Origin of the sequence: Pseudophaeobacter flagellatus (assembly GCF_021228235.1) — a bacterium.
In the GTDB taxonomy this organism is placed as follows: Bacteria; Pseudomonadota; Alphaproteobacteria; order Rhodobacterales; family Rhodobacteraceae; genus Pseudophaeobacter; species Pseudophaeobacter flagellatus.
Map to the genome: position 1 here is coordinate 144,205 of NZ_JAJQRG010000001.1, position 16,763 is coordinate 160,967.

Annotated in this window: 20 protein-coding genes and 3 tRNA genes; 9 read left to right on the plus strand and 14 right to left on the minus strand. The window is 60.3% G+C overall.

Translation table 11 applies throughout. The features are described 5' to 3' along the window. Window positions 1–8 precede the first annotated feature (8 nt). The 3 genes from LRK71_RS00665 (at window position 9) to LRK71_RS00675 (ending at window position 3,769) form a co-directional block, all read left to right on the plus strand. Entirely contained in the window at window positions 9–1,067 is a 1,059-nt protein-coding gene (locus tag LRK71_RS00665; RefSeq protein ID WP_232400374.1) for a quaternary amine ABC transporter ATP-binding protein, read from the plus strand. Next, on the plus strand, window positions 1,060–3,114 hold the full coding sequence (locus tag LRK71_RS00670; protein ID WP_232400375.1) for an ABC transporter permease: 2,055 nt from the start codon (window positions 1,060–1,062) through the stop codon (window positions 3,112–3,114). Before LRK71_RS00665 ends, LRK71_RS00670 begins: the two co-directional genes overlap by 8 nt. A 133-nt stretch (window positions 3,115–3,247) precedes the next feature. After that, on the plus strand, window positions 3,248–3,769 hold the full coding sequence (locus LRK71_RS00675; RefSeq protein WP_232400376.1) for a DUF2478 domain-containing protein: 522 nt from the start codon (window positions 3,248–3,250) through the stop codon (window positions 3,767–3,769). Window positions 3,770–3,989: 220 nt separating this feature from the next. Here LRK71_RS00675 and LRK71_RS00680 read toward each other — a convergent pair. Next, a tRNA-Tyr gene (locus tag LRK71_RS00680) sits at window positions 3,990–4,073 on the minus strand. Window positions 4,074–4,193: 120 nt separating this feature from the next. On the opposite strand from LRK71_RS00680, the gene rlmB reads away from it, so the two are divergent. Beyond that, entirely contained in the window at window positions 4,194–4,985 is a 792-nt protein-coding gene (gene rlmB / locus LRK71_RS00685) for a 23S rRNA (guanosine(2251)-2'-O)-methyltransferase RlmB (protein ID WP_232400377.1), read from the plus strand. Between the two features lie 83 nt (window positions 4,986–5,068). Here rlmB and LRK71_RS00690 read toward each other — a convergent pair whose 3' ends face one another. Beyond that, window positions 5,069–5,245, minus strand: a complete 177-nt coding sequence (locus LRK71_RS00690; RefSeq protein WP_232400378.1) for a hypothetical protein — start codon at window positions 5,243–5,245, stop codon at window positions 5,069–5,071. A 355-nt stretch (window positions 5,246–5,600) separates the two neighbouring features. Here LRK71_RS00690 and LRK71_RS00695 point away from each other — a divergent pair, with 355 nt between their 5' ends. Together LRK71_RS00695 and LRK71_RS00700 are read left to right on the plus strand one after the other, a co-directional pair. After that, complete coding sequence (locus LRK71_RS00695) at window positions 5,601–6,047, plus strand: YHS domain-containing (seleno)protein (protein ID WP_232400379.1); 447 nt, start codon at window positions 5,601–5,603, stop codon at window positions 6,045–6,047. 221 nt (window positions 6,048–6,268) lie between these two features. After that, complete coding sequence (locus LRK71_RS00700; protein ID WP_232400380.1) at window positions 6,269–6,739, plus strand: CoA-binding protein; 471 nt, start codon at window positions 6,269–6,271, stop codon at window positions 6,737–6,739. Window positions 6,740–6,997: 258 nt separating this feature from the next. Here the strand turns inward: LRK71_RS00700 and LRK71_RS00705 are convergent, their stop codons facing one another. From LRK71_RS00705 to hisA, 4 genes are all read right to left on the minus strand, one after another. Next, window positions 6,998–7,315: a phosphoribosyl-ATP diphosphatase gene (locus LRK71_RS00705; RefSeq protein WP_232400381.1), complete on the minus strand. Its 318-nt coding sequence runs from the start codon at window positions 7,313–7,315 to the stop codon at window positions 6,998–7,000. Then, window positions 7,312–8,073 (minus strand): imidazole glycerol phosphate synthase subunit HisF, encoded by a 762-nt coding sequence (gene hisF, locus LRK71_RS00710; RefSeq protein WP_232400382.1) that lies wholly within the window; start codon window positions 8,071–8,073, stop codon window positions 7,312–7,314. Before hisF ends, LRK71_RS00705 begins: the two co-directional genes overlap by 4 nt. Before the next feature lie 105 nt (window positions 8,074–8,178). Next, window positions 8,179–8,628, minus strand: a complete 450-nt coding sequence (locus tag LRK71_RS00715) for a DUF2867 domain-containing protein (protein WP_232400383.1) — start codon at window positions 8,626–8,628, stop codon at window positions 8,179–8,181. A 5-nt stretch (window positions 8,629–8,633) separates the two neighbouring features. Further along, entirely contained in the window at window positions 8,634–9,356 is a 723-nt protein-coding gene (gene hisA / locus LRK71_RS00720) for a 1-(5-phosphoribosyl)-5-[(5-phosphoribosylamino)methylideneamino]imidazole-4-carboxamide isomerase (RefSeq protein ID WP_232400385.1), read from the minus strand. Window positions 9,357–9,567: 211 nt separating this feature from the next. Here hisA and LRK71_RS00725 point away from each other — a divergent pair, with 211 nt between their 5' ends. Further along, on the plus strand, window positions 9,568–9,969 hold the full coding sequence (locus LRK71_RS00725) for a DUF2147 domain-containing protein (protein WP_232400386.1): 402 nt from the start codon (window positions 9,568–9,570) through the stop codon (window positions 9,967–9,969). A 69-nt stretch (window positions 9,970–10,038) separates the two neighbouring features. Here LRK71_RS00725 and LRK71_RS00730 read toward each other — a convergent pair whose 3' ends face one another. From LRK71_RS00730 to LRK71_RS00740, 3 genes are all read right to left on the minus strand, one after another. Next, complete coding sequence (locus LRK71_RS00730; protein WP_232400387.1) at window positions 10,039–10,290, minus strand: WGR domain-containing protein; 252 nt, start codon at window positions 10,288–10,290, stop codon at window positions 10,039–10,041. Window positions 10,291–10,528: 238 nt separating this feature from the next. Then, complete coding sequence (gene hisH / locus LRK71_RS00735) at window positions 10,529–11,167, minus strand: imidazole glycerol phosphate synthase subunit HisH (RefSeq protein WP_232400388.1); 639 nt, start codon at window positions 11,165–11,167, stop codon at window positions 10,529–10,531. Between the two features lie 95 nt (window positions 11,168–11,262). Further along, a complete protein-coding gene (locus tag LRK71_RS00740) occupies window positions 11,263–11,880 on the minus strand; it encodes a TetR/AcrR family transcriptional regulator (protein ID WP_232400389.1) in 618 nt (205 codons plus the stop codon). Window positions 11,881–11,965: 85 nt separating this feature from the next. Here LRK71_RS00740 and LRK71_RS00745 point away from each other — a divergent pair, with 85 nt between their 5' ends. Then, window positions 11,966–12,586: a DUF2306 domain-containing protein gene (locus LRK71_RS00745; protein WP_232400391.1), complete on the plus strand. Its 621-nt coding sequence runs from the start codon at window positions 11,966–11,968 to the stop codon at window positions 12,584–12,586. A gap of 51 nt (window positions 12,587–12,637) precedes the next feature. Here the strand turns inward: LRK71_RS00745 and hisB are convergent, their stop codons facing one another. Then, window positions 12,638–13,225 (minus strand): imidazoleglycerol-phosphate dehydratase HisB, encoded by a 588-nt coding sequence (gene hisB / locus LRK71_RS00750; RefSeq protein WP_232400392.1) that lies wholly within the window; start codon window positions 13,223–13,225, stop codon window positions 12,638–12,640. Window positions 13,226–13,403: 178 nt separating this feature from the next. On the opposite strand from hisB, the gene LRK71_RS00755 reads away from it, so the two are divergent. Beyond that, entirely contained in the window at window positions 13,404–13,643 is a 240-nt protein-coding gene (locus LRK71_RS00755; RefSeq protein WP_232400394.1) for an Lrp/AsnC ligand binding domain-containing protein, read from the plus strand. A gap of 80 nt (window positions 13,644–13,723) precedes the next feature. On the opposite strand, the gene LRK71_RS00760 is transcribed toward LRK71_RS00755, so the two are convergent. From LRK71_RS00760 to LRK71_RS00775, 4 genes are all read right to left on the minus strand, one after another. Further along, on the minus strand, window positions 13,724–15,076 hold the full coding sequence (locus tag LRK71_RS00760; protein WP_232400397.1) for an aminotransferase: 1,353 nt from the start codon (window positions 15,074–15,076) through the stop codon (window positions 13,724–13,726). Between the two features lie 309 nt (window positions 15,077–15,385). Further along, window positions 15,386–15,460, minus strand: a tRNA-Gly gene (locus LRK71_RS00765). A 204-nt stretch (window positions 15,461–15,664) separates the two neighbouring features. Next, window positions 15,665–15,739, minus strand: a tRNA-Gly gene (locus LRK71_RS00770). Window positions 15,740–15,814: 75 nt separating this feature from the next. Then, window positions 15,815–16,732, minus strand: coding sequence for a NaeI family type II restriction endonuclease (locus tag LRK71_RS00775; protein ID WP_232400399.1), 918 nt, complete (start codon window positions 16,730–16,732; stop codon window positions 15,815–15,817). Window positions 16,733–16,763 lie beyond the last annotated feature (31 nt).

Here is a 16,763-nt window from a genome sequence, read left to right on the forward strand (position 1 = left end):
CGACTGCCGTGACCGGGTCTGAAACTCCCGCCATTTCCTGCCGGAATCTCTGGCAGGTCTTTGGCGACAATGCCGATAGCGCCCTGAAACAGGCGCTGTCACACCATAATAATGCCGATGAGGTTTCGCAGGCGCTGCGTGCCAAAGGGCTGGTTCCTGCGGTGCAGGACGTCAATTTCGAGGTCAAGGAAGGCGAGCTCTTCGTGATCATGGGCCTGTCCGGTTCTGGGAAATCTACCCTGATCCGCTGCATTTCGCAGTTGCTGCCGGCCTCGGGTGGGGAAATCCGCATCGAAGGCGAAGACATCGTCTCTGCCAGCAAGGCACGGCTGATCGCGCTGCGGCGCAAGACGCTGGGCATGGTGTTTCAGCATTTTGGCCTGTTTCCCCATATGACGGTGGCCGACAATGTGGCCTATCCGCTGCGGGTGCAGGGCATCAAGCGCAAGACGCGGCGCGCCAAGGCGCAGGAGGTCATTGAACTGGTGGGGCTGGCGGGGCGCGAAGATCGCTATCCGCGGGAATTGTCGGGCGGGCAGCGTCAGCGGGTTGGCATCGCCCGATCGCTGGTGACCGATTGTTCGGTCTGGTTTCTGGATGAACCCTTCTCGGCGCTGGATCCGCTGATCCGCCGCCAGTTGCAGGATGAATTCCTTGATATTCAGGCCAAGCTGAAGACCACCATCGTCTTTATTACCCATGATATCAACGAGGCGCTGAAACTGGCGGATCGTATCGCCATCATGCGCGATGGCAAGATCGTGCAGATTGGCACGCCCGCTGATATCGTGCTGAATCCGGTGGACGATTACGTGCGTGAGTTTTCCAAGGATGTTGCCAAGGGGCGTCATGCCAATGTGGCCTCGGTCATGCAAAGCCCAGAAGGCAACAGCTATGGCGTCGATGACCCGGGGCTGCGCCGCGACATGACGTTGGATGCGGCGCTGGCCCGCTGTATGGAGCTTTACGACCCTGTGCCGGTGCGCGACAGCAATGGCACATTGGTTGGGGTTATCAACCCGGCTGACCTGGCAGCAGCCCTGCAGGTGGAAACAGATCATGTCTAATGCGCTTGCGGCCAGAGGGCTTGGCAAAGGCGCCCTGGCGGCGCTGATCGCGGGTGTCGTCGGGGCGTTCTGTCTGCTGTTCGAGGGGCTTTGGCCCTGGTTGAGCAGCTATCCGAACGATTGGGTGCTGCCGGCCAGTGATGCTGTTGGCACCGCGGTCAAAAGCGGGCTCGACTATGTCAAACCCGCTGCGCGGGTGTTTTCAACCCTGATGGCCTATCCGATGACGGCGGCCAATACCGTTCTGGCGGTTCTACCCTGGCCGCTGCTGATTGCCGCGACCGTGGCGCTTGGCTGGCGGTTGGGAGGGGGCAAAATGGCGGCCATGGCAGCGATCGGGCTGGGGCTGGTGCTGGCCTCTGGTTATTGGCAGCAGGGGATGAACACCCTGGCGCTGGTTGCCGTCTCGGTGCCTCTGGCGCTGTTGGCGGGCGCTATGATTGGCATCTTTGCCAATGAATTCCCGCGCTTTCGCGCGCCGGTACAGGCGCTGCTGGATGTGATGCAGACGGTGCCGACCTTTGCCTATCTGACGCCTTTGCTGGTGCTCTTTGGCTTTGGCCCTGTTGTTGGCCTCATTGCCTCGGCGATCTATGCGGCGCCCCCCATGGCGCGCAATGTTCTGCTTGGGCTGCAACGGGTTGAAGCCGAGGTAAAAGAAGCAGGGGTGATGTCCGGGGGCACCCGGATGCAGCAGCTGTTCCAGGTAGAGATTCCGGCGGCCAAGGTGCAGATCATGGTGGGGGTCAATCAATGTCTGATGGCGGCCCTGTCGATGGTGATCATTGCTGCCGTCATTGGCGGGTTCAATGACATCGGCTGGGAAGTGCTGCTGACCATGCGCAAGGCGCAGTTTGGCCCGGCGATGCTGGCGGGCTCGGTGATTGTGATCTTTGCCATCCTGATCGACCGGATGAGCGCCACCCTGGCGCAGGAGCGCCGTCGGCTTTGGGATGGGCGTATCTCGCTGGCGATCCTGCTGCTGGGGCTGGTTGTCAGCCTGGTCTTCTGGCGCTCGCTTGGCGATCCGGACAGCTATCAGCTGCTGGATCCAGTGGCGAATGGACTGGACAGTTGGCTGACCGATTTCACCCGTGCCAATGCTGAATTGCTGACCAGCTTCAAGAATGGCGTGATGTTCTATGTGCTGTTACCGCTGCGCATTGGCCTGGATCAGGCGATCCTGCCCTTCACCTGGGGGTTTCAGTGGACCTCTGGGATGAGCCTTGGATTTTATGCGGTGGCAGCACTTGTGGCCTTGGGGCTGGCGCTGCGGGGGCAGCTTACCCTGGGGGTGGTGGTCTTGATCGCCGCCGGCATTCTGGAGACCGGTGTGTCACAACTGCCCTGGCCCTTTGTGTTGATCGGTATTGGCACCCTGTCCTGGGTGGCAGGCGGCTATCGTCTGGCACTGCTCTCGGTGGTCCTGCTCTCGACCATACTGGTTTCGGGCCTGTGGGACCGGGCCTTGCTCTCGCTCTATCTGTCGGGGGCTGCGGTCTTTGCCTGTGCGGTGCTGGGCGGCGGTGTCGGCGTGCTCAGCGCGGTTTCCCCCATGGCCTGGCGGCTGGTGCGACCAATCTGCGACATGCTGCAGACCATCCCGTTGTTTGTCTTTCTGATCCCGGTTCTGATGGTGTTTCAGATTGGCGAGTTCTCGGCCTTTCTGGCGATCATCGCGTATGCCATCGTGCCAATGATCCGCTACACAAGACAGGGGCTGATCGCCACCCCGGATGAGATGATCGAGGCGGCGACTGCATCCGGCGCGACGCGTTGGCAGATGATGCGCGATGTGCGTGCGCCCTATGCGGCGCCCACCATCCTGCTGGGGCTGAACCAGACTATTCTCTATGCCTTCGCCATGCTGGTGATTGCGGCGCTGATCGGCACCACCGGTCTGGGCCAGTCGATCTATCTGGCGCTTGGGCAGGCGGATGTCGGACTGGGCATTTCTGCGGGGGCCGCCATGGCGATCCTGGCGCTGATTGCCGACCGGATCGTTCAGGGCTTTGCCGAAGAACGCAAAAAGGCGCTGGGGCTTTAGCCTGAGTAGCCAGCCTATCCGCGCCGCCCCAGCATTCGCACCGGGCGGCGCGGCAATTCCGCCTCTGGTATCAGCGGGAAATTGCGGGTAGCACTTCAGGCACAATTTCAAACCACTGATGAGAGGGCTTTTGATGCATCTGGCCTATGTCATGACCGAAACCCGTGGCGGCACCGACCGGCTGATCAGCAGCTTGGCCGAGGCGCTGGACGCCAAAGGCATTGCGCTGGCGGGCATTGTGCAAACCAATACCGAATGTAGCGATGACACCCTGTGCGACATGGATGTGCGGGTGCTGCCGACTGGCGAAACCATCCGCATATCGCAGTCTTTGGGCGCGGGCGCACGGGGGTGCCGGTTGAACCCCGAGGCCCTGGAGCGCGCCGTCGGACAGGTCAGCAGCAGCCTGCAACAGGAGCCCCGCCCACAGGTTCTGATCGTCAATAAATTTGGCAAACACGAAGCCGATGGCCGCGGTATGCGCCCGGTGATCGCCGAGGCCCTGTCGCAGGGACTGGTGGTGGTGTCAGGGGTGAATCGGATGAATGTTGAGGCCTTCAAAGCCTTCTCGGATGGTATGGCAGTGCAGGGCGCAGCCGATCTTGACGGGCTGGTGGCCTGGGTTGAGACCGCACTGGCAAAAGACGCGGCATGATCGGGGCAGCGCGATCACCGGGCCTGTTTTCTGATTTTTTTTGGTGACTTGGCCTGTCTGACCTATTGGTCGGGCAGGCGTCCAAGATAGAAGAGAGTGGGAGGGCGCAGATCGGGGCTTATCGCCAGGAATGCGGATCTTATACCGCTGAAACCGGGGGCATTTTTCGGATTATCTGCGTTGAATATATCGCCATTTCCATCCACAGTTTGGGAGGAAATGGTGGGCGACCCTGGAATCGAACCAGGCGTGCGTCTCCGCGAGGGAGTTACAGTCCCCTGCCACACCTTGCGGCCTGTCGCCCACTGTCAGGTGAGTGTTGCACCTAACGTGAAGGCGTGATTACTAGCGCCACCGAGGGGCGTCAACCGAAAATCACAAGTTTTTTTGCCCTGACCTGAAATTCCTTTTGCCGGAGAGATCTATGTCCAAGAAACCCACCAAAAAGCCCCAGTGGGTGATTGAAAAGGAGCAGAACAAGAAGGCCAGCGGAGAAGAGACCGTCTGGCTCTTTGGGCTGCACGCGGTGCGCGATGCCTTGCTGAACCCAAAGCGGGAAAAGCTGCGCCTGATCGTGACCTTGAATGCCCAGAACAAATTGGAAGAGGCCATCGCCGAGGCGGGGATAGAGCCGGAATTGGTTGAGCCGCGTAAATTCAACGCACCGCTGGATCCGAACTCGGTGCATCAGGGGGCTGCGCTGGAGGTGAAGCCGCTGAACTGGGGCTCGCTGTCGGAAAACTGTATCGGTGCCGAGTTGCCGCGGGTGGTGTTGCTGGATCGGGTGACCGACCCGCATAATGTGGGCGCCATTTTGCGCTCTGCCGAAGTCTTTGGGGCCAGCGCCGTCATCGGCACCCGGCACCATTCGGCGCCGGAAACCGGTGCCCTGGCCAAAACCGCCAGCGGTGCGCTGGAGCGCCAGCCCTATCTGCGGATGCGCAACTTGGCCGATACCATCACAGAGCTGCAGAACATGGGCTATGTGGTGCTGGGGTTGGACGGCGAGGCAGAGCAGACAATCGAGAGCTGCCTGGACGGCCGCAAGGATTTGCCTGTGGCACTGGTCCTGGGGGCCGAAGGTCCGGGGCTGCGGCAAAAAACCAAGGAAACAGTTGATCACCTGGTGAAAATTGACGCAGCCGGCGGGTTTGGCTCGCTCAACGTCTCAAATGCGGCGGCAATTGCCCTATATGCATCCCTAGAGCGGTCCTGAGAAGCCGCCAGCGTTGAGGTGGAAGGGTAGGTCTAGGCAATGTCACAATGCGGTAGCCATGGCGGCAAGATATTAAGCTGTTGTTATTGCGGCGTGCAGTCGGCCTTTTTGCCGGTTGCTGCCGCGCAGCGATCCGGGGTGTCGGCGCTGATCTGCAGCACCTGCGGCGCGCCGCTGGCCGCCCAGAAAGCACGCCCCCTGACCCCCGGCAAGGGCGCCAGCCTGCCAAGAACGACAAGGTCGGCCCCTGTTTCGTCCACAGCGGCAGGCTCTGGCCTTGACCACCCCGGCCTGCCCCCTGGCAGAAGCAAGCCGCAGAAGAAATGCAAGGCAAAGAAAAGCAGCAAGAAGAAAGCCCAGCAGGCTAAATATGCGCAGCCCTTGCCGCGCAGGGGGAAGGCGGCCAAAAAGCGCAGGGGCCTGTTTGAAAAACTGCTCTCCGAGGCGGTGGATCTTGTAGAAGATATTTTCGACTGATGCCTGGCTGATCCGGGCGCATGGTCAATCTACCGCCGGGTTTGCCGCGTGATCACATCTGTGTAACCGGGCTTTGCAAAGCCACGGTTCTGAGGCAGGTTTGAAACGTTCCATATCCTGCCTTTGGAGGCTCTCTTGGTGTTTCGCCAGATATTTGCGGCCCTGGCCGTTTTTGTACTGACTGCTCCGCTACCGCTGCGGGCGGATTCGCCGATTTTTTCTAACCGCGATGGTCTTGCTCTCGGGGGATATGATGTTGTGGCCCTGGTCGAGGACAGAGGCACCATTGCCGGGCTGCAGGACTTTGCCCTGATGTGGAAAGGCGTTGTCTGGCGCTTTGCGACATCGCAGAATCAGGCCAGGTTTGAGGCCAACCCAAGGGCCTATGCGCCCGTTTTTGGTGGCTATTGCGCCTATGCAATGTCGCAGGGCCATCTGGCGACAGGCGATCCGCATCTGTCCTTGATGCGCAATGGGCGGCTGTATTTATTGAACAATCCATCGGTGCGGGACATCTGGCTGGAGGCGGCACCGCAGCTATTGCTGGCGGCACAGGAGCATTGGCCGATGGTGTTGCGCGACTAAGGCGGATTCGATCCGGAATTAAAAAAAGATCCACCGACATCTTTTTTTTCACTGTTGCCATACTACATCTATTGGGACTGCGGAGTGGAACTTCCGTAGATCTTTTTAATGTCCCTCGTTCCATACCTTGCGCCTGGATCTCTGTGGTCTGGGCGCTTTTTTTGTCCAGGGCGTCGGCCCAGGGCCTAGGCGATGCGCGGCGGGTGCGCTAGGTCTGTTGGATGACAGAGTATAGCGACAGCCATTTGAAAGCGATTCTGCAACGCAACCGCACCATTGCGGTGGTTGGGGTCTCGATGAACCCGGTGCGCCCCAGTTATTATGTGGCGCGCTATCTTGGCCTGAAAGGATATCGGGTGATCCCGGTTAATCCAGCCCATACAGGCAAACGTCTGTTTGGTGAACTGGTGCAGCCTAGCCTTTCGGCGATTGTGGATCCGGTTGACATGGTGGATATCTTTCGCCGCTCTGAGGCGGTGCCGGCCATTGTCGAAGAGGCGCTTGAGCATTTTTCGGCATTGAAGTGCATCTGGATGCAGATCGGGGTGGAACATGCCGCTGCCGCCGCCATGGCGGCGGCGCGTGGCGTCGATGTGGTGCAAAACCGCTGCCCCAAGATCGAATATCAGCGCCTCTTTGGCGAGTTGCGCATGGGTGGTTTTGCCACCGGGATCATTTCCTCAAAACTGTAACATCCAGCCGCGGCGGGGGCTCCCGCCCGTCGGCTGGCATCATGGATGCCGACCTCCCGTTGGGTCCAGCCGGGCCTGGGGCCCGGCAAGACAGGAAAAAGCGGCTGAGAAGCGTCTGAGGGGCAGATCTGCCCCTCAGAGCGCTGGTCCGAGTCTGTGAAATCTGCTGCCTCAAGGGTGAACCGCGCGGGAGCGCGGCCGCCCAGGGGCGGCCCTTGACCCAGCCGTATAACTGCCAAGGCGGCGGAAATGGCAGGCTTAGGTCTGGGGGCGGGCGGCTTTTTCGGCCAGGCCGCTGATGTTCTGGCGTTTGGCGAGCTCATCCAGGACCGCATCCAGTGTGACATCTCGCGCGGCGAGCATGACCAGGAAGTGGTAGAGCACATCGGCGCCTTCGCTGGCCAGTTTGTCGGTGTCGCCCTTGACGGCCTCGATCAGGGCCTCGATGGCCTCTTCGCCAAATTTTTCAGCGCATTTTTCCGGCCCCTTGGCCAGCAGTTTGGCGGTCCAGCTGCTGTTGGGATCTGCGGATTTTCGCGCCTGGATGGTGGCTTCTAGATCGTGCAGGATGCTCATGTCAGCCTCATGGGGATACCGGCGGCGGCCATGTGGTGTTTCGCCTGCTGGATGGTGAATTCGCCAAAGTGAAAGATTGACGCGGCCAGCACTGCGCTGGCACCGCCCTTGGTGACGCCTTCGACCAGGTGATCAAGGGTGCCCACGCCGCCAGAGGCAATCACCGGCACATTGACCGCATCGGAAATTGCACGGGTCAGCGGCAGATTAAAACCGGATTTGGTACCGTCGCGATCCATCGAGGTCAGCAGGATTTCCCCCGCCCCCTTGGCCACCACGGTGCGGGCAAAGTTGACCGCATCAATGCCGGTTGCGCGACGTCCGCCATGGGTGAAGATTTCCCACTTGCCGGGGCTGACGGTCTTGGCGTCTATGGCGCAGACGATGCACTGGCTGCCAAACTGATCGGCGGCCTCGGCAATCACTTCGGGGCGGGCTACGGCGGCAGAGTTGAAAGAGACCTTGTCGGCACCTGCCAGTAGCAAGGCACGCACGTCTTCCTTGGTTCGCACACCGCCCCCAACGGTCAGTGGCACAAAGCATTGTTCGGCGGTGCGGCGCACCACATCAAACATGGTGCCGCGGTTTTCATGGGTGGCATGGATGTCGAGAAAGGTGATTTCATCTGCACCGGCGGCGTCATAGGCCTTGGCTGATTCCACCGGATCGCCCGCATCGCGCAGGCCGACAAAATTGACGCCTTTGACGACGCGGCCGTCGGCCACATCCAGGCAGGGAATGATGCGGGTTTTCAGCACGTCATGACTTCCTTTTGCTGGTCTTGTGGTCAATGCCACGCCCTGCGGAAAAAGGCTAGTGCAAGCAGATCCCTGCGCAGATCAGGGGCGGGCCGCTTGGTCGGTTCAGACGCGTTTCACCGCATTGCGGACAATCAGCACATGAAAGGGCATGATCAGGCGCAGATAGAGGCGGCCAAAGCGGTTTTTGGTCCGCACCCAGGTGGCAAAATAAATCAGGCCATCCTGTTTGAGCACCGAGATGCGAAAATCCAGATGGCTGTCGTCCAGCCCCAGGATCAATTCATCATCCGACCGGCACACAAGCGGGAAAAACCCGACTTTTTGGGGGCTGGTCACCTTGGTGTTCAGGCCAAAGGGGGTAACCAGCAGATTGCGCAGGCGCATCAGCGCGGAAACCCAGACGGGAAATTTGAAGGCACGTTCGGCGGCCTCTTCCAGAGGGCGGTCAGTGGAAGAGGCGTAGCAATCGATAAAATCCCCCGGCTGAATGCCTGCGGGCTGCTGGAACAGCAGGCTGGATGCCGGTAGCGCCATTGCCGTGACATGTCCCATGTGGATCAATCCTTTAAGACGGCGAGGGCCGCAGCCAGATCGATGGCACCATCATAAAGTGCCCGGCCTGAGATGGCCCCGTTCAGCGGTGCGCCGCAGGTTTTCAGATCTTTCAGGTCCTGCAAGGATGACACCCCGCCGGACGCGATCACCGGGATCGAGACCGCATTGGCCAGATCGGCGGTGGCCGCCACATTGGGGCCTTTCATCGCGCCGTCGCGCATGATGTCGGTATAGATGATGGCCGCGACGCCTGCGTCTTCAAAGCTGCGGGCCAGATCGGTGACCATGACATCGGTTTCTGTTGCCCAGCCCTTGGTGGCGACGCGGCCATTGCGCGCGTCAATGCCGACGGCGACTTTGCCGGGGAATTCGCGCGCGGCCTGGCGCACCAGATCGGGGTTTTCCACCGCGACAGTGCCCAGGATGACCCGCGCCAGCCCCTTGTCGATCCAGCGTTCAATGGTTTTCATGTCGCGAATGCCGCCGCCCAGCTGGGCTGGCACCTTGCATTGTTTCAGAATTTCCTCGACCGGGGCGGCATTGACCGGCTCTCCGGCAAAGGCACCGTTCAGATCAACCAGATGCAGCCAGTCGCAGCCCGCGTTGACGAATTCCAGTGCCTGGGCGGCGGGGTTGTCGTTGAAGACGGTGGTCTTGTCCATGTCGCCATGCAGCAGGCGCACGGCCTGACCATCTTTGAGATCGATTGCGGGATAGAGGATCATATGCGCAGCCTTTGTGATCTGGGGCGCCGCCTGTGCTGGCCACGCCTGTTGGGCGGTGTTTTGCACGGGCTGGCTGTGAAATGCAACGCGACCTAAAGTCAGGCTTGCCTGAAAAGCAGTCTCTGCGTCACTGTAGAGATCAAAGGGGCGGTTTTGTGCTGCACCCGGACCTATACGACATCAGAGGCAGACAAGAAATGGGAGAGACGCGATGAAACGGTTTATGGCAACTGTATTGACCAGCCTGGCCCTGGCCACGCTGACCACTGCCGGAACGGCCCTGGCGGATCCGGTTTTAGGCACCTGGAAGACCCAGCCGGATGATGGCGCCTATGCGCATATTGAGATGGCCCCCTGTGGCGCGGCGATCTGTGGCAAGATCGCGCGCACCTTTAACGATAGTGGCGAATATGCATCGCCCAATATCGGCAAGACCCTGGTGATTGATATGGTGGCGCAGGGGGATGGCCACTACAGAGGCGAAGTCTGGCGGCCGTCAAATGACAAGATCTATACGGGCAAGATGGATCTGGACGGGAATTCCCTGGCGCTGCGCGGCTGTGTTGCGGGCGGGTTGATCTGTTCCAAACAGGACTGGACACGGGTAAAATAGGCGGCAGCTCAGGCCGGGCGGCGAACCATGCCCAGGGGGAGACGTGACCTGTGCACACCTGGGCTGGGGCTAAAGCAGCCCCAGCTGTACCGGCAATGGCACAAAACCGCGCTTGAGCAGGGCATCACGTTGCGCGTCAAAGCGCTGCTGCGCCTCTTGCTGTTGTAGGTAATAGGCGCGGCTTTCCTGTCCGCCCGGGGCGCCAATCGGGCCCTTGGCCTGTTCCAGGCACCATTCGCCAAACAGCGTCTGGCTGAGCCTGAGAATGCAGTAGCGGTGGCGGCCATCCACATAGTCGAATTTTTCAAGTCGGGTCTGCACGGGCGAGATTTGAACCTGTGATTTGCGGGAATTTACCTATGCCCGCAAAGGTGCCCCCTGTCCATTGCTGAGATCGCGCAGTGTTGTGAGCCACGGTCTGGGGCCAGTTGGGCAAGAGCGCCGACGCTGCGTCCTTGGGATGTATTCGTGCAATTAGGTATTTAGGGTAAGATGAAATCAGCGCAGGGACCAATTGCCATCGGTGTCTTTGCGGTAGGGCCTTAAGACGGTGGTGGCTTCACGGGGTCCAGCGCAGAAAGTTGCCAATCATCCGCAGCCCGACCGCTTGGCTTTTTTCCGGGTGGAACTGCATGCCTAGCATGGTGTCGCGGCCAATTACGGCGGTGACGTCGCCGCCGTAGTCCACATGAGCCAGCCGTTGGGCATCGGCGCTGGCGCGGAAATGGTAGGAATGCACAAAATAGACGTGATCCCCCGAGGTAATACCTTCAAAAACCGGGTGGGGATGGTCAAGTACAAGATCATTCCAGCCCATGTGGGGCACCTTGAGGCTGGCATCTTCCGGGGTGATTTTCACTACGTCGCCCGCGACCCAGTCGAGGCCGGGGGTGTCGCTGTATTCATGGCCCGTGGTGGCCATCAGCTGCATGCCAACACAGATTCCCAGGAAGGGGCGGCCCTTTTGTTCTACTGCTTCGAGCATGGCCTCGTAGATGCCTTTATGGCCGCGCAGTTCTGCGGCGCAGGCCGGGAAGGCGCCGTCACCGGGCAGGACCAGGCGGTCGGCGCGCGCCACCACATCGGCATCCGAGGTGACGATGACCTCTCCGGCATCCATTTCCCGTGCCATCCGTTGAAAGGCTTTTTCGGCGGAATGAAGATTGCCGGATTCATAGTCGATGATGGCTGTCAGCATGGGGGCTTCCTTGATGAGAGGCCTTTGACCTCTCTTTATTTGTGCCAAAGGTCAAGAGTGGTGCGATGGAGCTGGTGATTTGGCGCTGCACTCTGTCAGTCTGGATCTGGCGCGGCGGCGCCAAGCTGGTTGAGCAGGGCCATAACAGGCGCAAAGAGAGCATGGTGATCGGACTGCCCGTTTCCGCGGCCAAAGATGCCTGCCAGAAACAGATGCGAAAAGCCGTGGATCAGAGACCAGACCTGGGTTTCGACGATCTGGGGGTCCGTGCCGTCGGGCACAAAGGGCGCGCAGGTTTCGCGCAGCAGGCCATAGGCAGTGGCCTCGCCCGCGTTCAGGCTGTCCTGGTTCTGCGGCAGCGCCCCACAAGAGAAGATCAGCGCAAAAAGCGCCGGGTTTTCCACGGCAAAATCGAGATACCCCCGGCAGAGCGAGAATATGCGGCCTTCGGGGTCCTGGGGGCCCTGTGCGCGACTGTGCAGCAGGTGGCGGCGAAAGCGGTCAAAGCCTTCCTGGGCGATGGCGGCGCGCAGCCCGGCCAGGCCGTCAAAGTGATGGGCCGGGGCCGCATGAGAGACCCCGGCGCGGGCAGCGCAGCGCCGCAGGGTCAGCTGGTCTAGCCCCGATTCGGTCAGGATTTCGATGCCGCTCTGGATCAGCGCGGCGGCGAGATCGCCGTGATGGTGCGGTTTCTTGTCTGTCTGGTTGTTCATTTGGTGAGGGTAGCAGTCACCTTGACAGCGTCAAGGTGTTGTGATTTTGACTATGTAAAGTTTACAGTGTCAAATTGGAGAGAACATGCCTGTCCCACCTTCCCTGATCCGTTTGCGCAGCGCCGCCTTTTGGGGCTTGTCGATTTTGGTTGCCCTGGCGTCTTGGCGATTCTTGTTGCTGGGGGTAGAGCTTTCGATGCCCTTTGTTGCCTATCACGCGCAGGTGCGGCCGCTGGAGTTCTATGCCCATATCGGCCTTGCACCGGTGGCGCTGGCTTTGATGCCGTTTCAGGTCTGGACCGGGCTGCGTCAGCACCGTCCGCAGCTGCATCGCTGGATAGGCCGCATCTATGGCCTGGCGATCCTGCTGGCGGGTCTGGGCGGTTTGCAGATGGCATTTGGCACCACGGCGGGGCCGGTTGCGGGGCTGGGGTTTGGCCTGTTGGCGATTGCCTGGCTGGGGAGCACCGGCCGTGGCATCTGGCTGGCCTGGCAGGGGCGCATCGCAGAGCACCGGGCCTGGATGATCCGTTCTGCCGCTTTGACATTTGCGGCGGTGACGCTACGGCTCTATCTGCCGCTGCTGTTTGTCTCTCTGGGTGAAACGGCGGGCTATAGCCTGGTGGCCTGGGCCTGCTGGCTGCCGAATCTTGCGGTGGCGGAATGGGTCTTGCGGCGTAACCGGTCACTGCTGTCCGCCGCCTGATCTGACGGCGGGATCTCCCCGCCGCCGTCATTCGCCGTTGTGAACCAGGGGCTAGAGCGCCCCTTTGGTGGAGGGGATGGCATCTGATTTGCGCGGATCCGTTTCCACCGCCAGTCGCAGGGCGCGGGCGACAGCCTTAAAGGCGGCTTCGACGATGTGGTGGCTGTTAAAGCCATGCAGCTGTTCAATATGCAGGGTGATGCCGCCGTGGGTGGCAAAGGCAGTAAAAAACTCGCGCACCAGCTCGGTGTCAAAGGTGCCGATCTTCTGGGTTGGGATGTCAACATTCCAGACCAGATAGGGGCGGGCGGACAGATCCAGCGCGCAGCGCACCTGGGCGTCATCCATGGGCAGGTGGCACTCGCCATACCGTCGGATGCCTTTCTTGTCGCCAAGCGCCTGGGCCAGAGCCTGACCGAGGGCAATACCGGTATCTTCGACCGTGTGGTGATCATCAATGTGATAATCACCCTTGGCCCGGATGGTCATGTCGATCAGCGAATGGCGCGACAGCTGGTCCAGCATGTGGTCGAAAAAGCCAACTCCGGTCTGGTTGTCATATGAGCCCGACCCGTCGAGATTGATCTCGACCGAGATTTCGGTTTCGGCGGTCTGGCGGCTGATCTTGGCGCTACGCATGAGGTTATTCCTTGCTGTCTGCGCGGCACTTATAGGGCGGAGAGGGGGCTGGCTCAAGGGCTTTGCGATGGCCTGCGGATTGAGGGCTGTTTGCCACGGGCAGGCCATTGCGCCGGGCGGCTGTGCGTGCCAGCTTGGGCGGGAAATCAGTTGCTCACACCAGATCAAAGGGGCGCCCATGTCGACCTGCGTATTCATTCAGATCCGTTGTAAACCCGGTTCCACCTACAAGGTGGCCGAGGATATCGCCCTGCGCGAAATTCACTCTGAACTTTATTCCACCAGTGGCGAATATGACCTGCTGATGAAGCTGTATATTCCAACGGATGCCGATGTGGGGAAATATATCAACGATCACTTGCTGGTCATCCCCAATATTGAACGGTCGCTGACCACCATGACCTATAAGGTCTTTTGACGGCGGGTAAATCCGCCCCGTAATGTGAAAACGCCCCAGAGTGATCCGGGGCGTTTTTTGTTGTTTTCAGCCGTGGGCGATCAGTTCTCCAGGTGGCCAGCGGCCTTGAGGCTGTCATAGCTGTCATCCAGGGCGATTTTGACCCGAGCCAGCATATCATCAATCTCGGGCTTGGTGATGATCAGCGGTGGGCAAAAGGCCAGGGCATTGCCGGCAACCGCGCGCAGGATCACGCCGTTGTCCTGACAGGCCTTCACGGCGACTGCACCGCCCCTGCCACCGGCAATTGTCGCGCCTGTGGTTTTGTTCGACACCAGCTCCAGGGCGGCGATCAACCCCTTGCCGCGCACTTCTCCCACCAGCGGGTGGTCGGTAAAGATGCGGCGCAGCTCCGCCTGCATGTAGGCTCCCACGTCGGCGGCGTGACCAAACAGGTTGTCGCGCTCGTAGATTTCCAGCGTTTTCAGCGCGGCAGCACAGGCAGCGGGGTGGCCGGAATAGGTATAGCCATGGCCAAAGACGCCAACCTCATTCGAGGGCGCCACCATTTCCTTGTACATCCAGCCGGGGATGACACTGGCCGAGATCGGGAAATAGGCCGAAGACAGCTGTTTGGCAAAGGTCATCAGATCGGGCTTGATGCCCATGGTGGTACAGCCAAAATCGGCCCCGGTACGGCCAAAGCCGGTGATGACCTCATCGGCCCAGACCAGAATGCCATGTTTGCGCAGCAGCGCCTGCAGCTTCTCGTAATAGCCCTCTGGTGGCACAATCACGCCCGAGGCGCCGGTGATGGGCTCCATGATCATCGCGGCGATGGTGTCGGGGTCTTCAGCCAGGATCTGGTCTTCGAGGTTTTGCAGGATGCGATCGACAAACTGCGCTTCGGTCTCGTTGCCTTTGCGGCCGGTGTAATAATGTGGCGCATCGGTGCGCAGGATGTGCAGCGCCTCTACGGGGGCGTCAAAATGCGCCAGATTGGCAGGCAGCGAGGTCAGCGACCCTGCCGCCACGGTAACGCCGTGATAGCCGCGCTCGCGGGTGATGATCTTGCGCTTTTCCGGCTTGCCGATGGCGTTGAAGTAATAGCGCAGCATCTTGTAGTGGCTGTCATTGGCGTCCGAGCCGGAGTTGCCAAAAAAGATATAGGCATCTTCCACCGGCACCATGGCTGCGAGTTTCTCGGCCAGATCAATCAGCGGCTGGTGGGTCTTGCCGCCAAAGGTGTGGCTAAAGGGCAGGGTGTTCAGCTGGTCGGTGATGGCCTCGATCACCTCTGTGTTGCTATACCCCAGAGAGGTGCACCACAGCCCGGCCAGGCCTTCGATGTATTTGTTGCCTTCTTTGTCAAAGACATAGATTCCCTCGCCACGTTCCAGGCACATCTGTTCGGTCGCTGTGAGGTTGGTTGTAGGGTAAACGACTGGAGCCATTGCGGAATTCCTCTGGTAGGGCGCATGTATCTGGGACATGGGCGAAGACAAACAAGGGGCGCGGTATGATTGTAAACCGAGCAACTGTGGCTAGCATTGTCTTGTTTTGCGGGGGAGGTCAAAGGGATTTGATCAAATATTCTTCTCAGGCCGTCTGCACGATGCTCAGCTCGTCTGGGTGCGCTGGGTGAGTTGGGCGGTCTGCCGGTTGCCTGGGTTGTCCGCAGGTCTGGAGCTGTCCTGCAAAGGGAATGCGCCAAACAAAAGGCCGCCGATGCGGGATGCATCAAGCGGCCTGTTTGATCCAAATGGAGCGGGCGAGGCGATTCGAACGCCCGACCCTAACCTTGGCAAGGTTATGCTCTACCCCTGAGCTACGCCCGCGCTACATTTGGTGAGGCGGTATTTAGGCAAAGCCGGGCGGGGCCGCAAGGGTAAAATGCGCCACCGAGAAGAGTTTTTGTCTGCAGCGGAGCAACAAGACGCGGCGTATCAGATGCCAGGCGGTCAGCAACCAGGCGGGCAACAAACAGGCGCCACAAAAAAGGCCGCCGATGCGGATGCATCTGGCGGCCTTTTTGATCCAAATGGAGCGGGCGAGGCGATTCGAACGCCCGACCCTAACCTTGGCAAGGTTATGCTCTACCCCTGAGCTACGCCCGCGCTGCATTTGGTGAGGCGGTATTTAGGCAAAGCCGAGCGGGGCCGCAAGAGGAAAAATGCGCCAAGGGCAGAGATTTATTCTGTCCTGGTGTTGTGCGGCAGGGGGGGCAGCCGAAACCCGGCCTGCTGCGCCAGCCGGTGCTGCTGCACGGTGCGCGGGCGGCAGGAGATGAACTCAGAGCTGCTGCAACTGGCCAGACCCAGCGCCTTGATCAGCTGGCTGTCATAGTGACCCGAGAGCAGCAGAATGCCCTCCTGCTCTAGCTGGTCGCGGGTGCCGCGCCCGTTGTCGGATCGGATCCGGCGCATGAAATCCTTTTGCTGCGCCACAGCCTCGACCACATCGCGGGCGATGGGGCTGTTCTGGATCAGGCGAAACAGACTGGCCATGCGGGCGTTGCCAGTGCTGTGGGAAAAAATATCCGCCACCAAATCGGGGTCCTGACAGCGCCAGAAGTTGGCCGGATAGGGGTGATCACAGAGCAGCCAGAGGATATTGGCGAATCCTGCGGCCGAGATCGCGCCCTTGCCATCCTTGTTCTTGCCCTGGGTCAGATAGGCCGGGCGGGCGACAATCAGGCCCAGATAGCAGCGGGCGCGCTGTTCATCGGCGGCCACCAGCAGGCAGGGCTGATCCAGCGCTTCGGTAGGAATCATCCAATTGCTGCCCATCGTGTTCTTGATATCGACATCGCGGCCCAGGATCTGGGTATCCAGCCGCCCGCGGGGCAGGCGCAGCAGGGCGCGCAACTCGATCTCGACGCGGGTGCCGATATAGGTCTTTTCGGTTTTCTCCAGCTCTTCATAGGCGCGCCGTCCGGTTTTGGGCGTCATGATCACATCATCAATGCAGCGGCGCAACATCGCCGGAAAGCGCTCTTCCAGCACCAAGGCGCCGCCGACTCGGGCGGTGATCTCACTTGCCAGCGCGGTCAGCAGATCATAATCCGCATGTCCGGGCGCAATCAGGCTATCGGGCAGTTTCTGCTTCATCTTGGGCCGTTTCCGTCCCCAGGGGCGTGGT

Coding starts and splice junctions, on each gene's coding strand:
- LRK71_RS00755 (WP_232400394.1), top strand. CDS start 13,404: ATGTCGACCTGCGTATTCATTCAGATCCGTTGTAAACCCGGTTCCACC.
- LRK71_RS00705 (WP_232400381.1), bottom strand. CDS start 7,315: ATGAGCATCCTGCACGATCTAGAAGCCACCATCCAGGCGCGAAAATCC.
- hisH (WP_232400388.1), bottom strand. CDS start 11,167: ATGCTGACAGCCATCATCGACTATGAATCCGGCAATCTTCATTCCGCC.
- hisA (WP_232400385.1), bottom strand. CDS start 9,356: ATGATCCTCTATCCCGCAATCGATCTCAAAGATGGTCAGGCCGTGCGC.
- LRK71_RS00675 (WP_232400376.1), top strand. CDS start 3,248: ATGCATCTGGCCTATGTCATGACCGAAACCCGTGGCGGCACCGACCGG.
- LRK71_RS00745 (WP_232400391.1), top strand. CDS start 11,966: ATGCCTGTCCCACCTTCCCTGATCCGTTTGCGCAGCGCCGCCTTTTGG.
- hisB (WP_232400392.1), bottom strand. CDS start 13,225: ATGCGTAGCGCCAAGATCAGCCGCCAGACCGCCGAAACCGAAATCTCG.
- LRK71_RS00775 (WP_232400399.1), bottom strand. CDS start 16,732: ATGAAGCAGAAACTGCCCGATAGCCTGATTGCGCCCGGACATGCGGAT.
- LRK71_RS00715 (WP_232400383.1), bottom strand. CDS start 8,628: ATGGGACATGTCACGGCAATGGCGCTACCGGCATCCAGCCTGCTGTTC.
- LRK71_RS00670 (WP_232400375.1), top strand. CDS start 1,060: ATGTCTAATGCGCTTGCGGCCAGAGGGCTTGGCAAAGGCGCCCTGGCG.
- LRK71_RS00725 (WP_232400386.1), top strand. CDS start 9,568: ATGAAACGGTTTATGGCAACTGTATTGACCAGCCTGGCCCTGGCCACG.
- LRK71_RS00740 (WP_232400389.1), bottom strand. CDS start 11,880: ATGAACAACCAGACAGACAAGAAACCGCACCATCACGGCGATCTCGCC.
- rlmB (WP_232400377.1), top strand. CDS start 4,194: ATGTCCAAGAAACCCACCAAAAAGCCCCAGTGGGTGATTGAAAAGGAG.
- LRK71_RS00760 (WP_232400397.1), bottom strand. CDS start 15,076: ATGGCTCCAGTCGTTTACCCTACAACCAACCTCACAGCGACCGAACAG.
- LRK71_RS00700 (WP_232400380.1), top strand. CDS start 6,269: ATGACAGAGTATAGCGACAGCCATTTGAAAGCGATTCTGCAACGCAAC.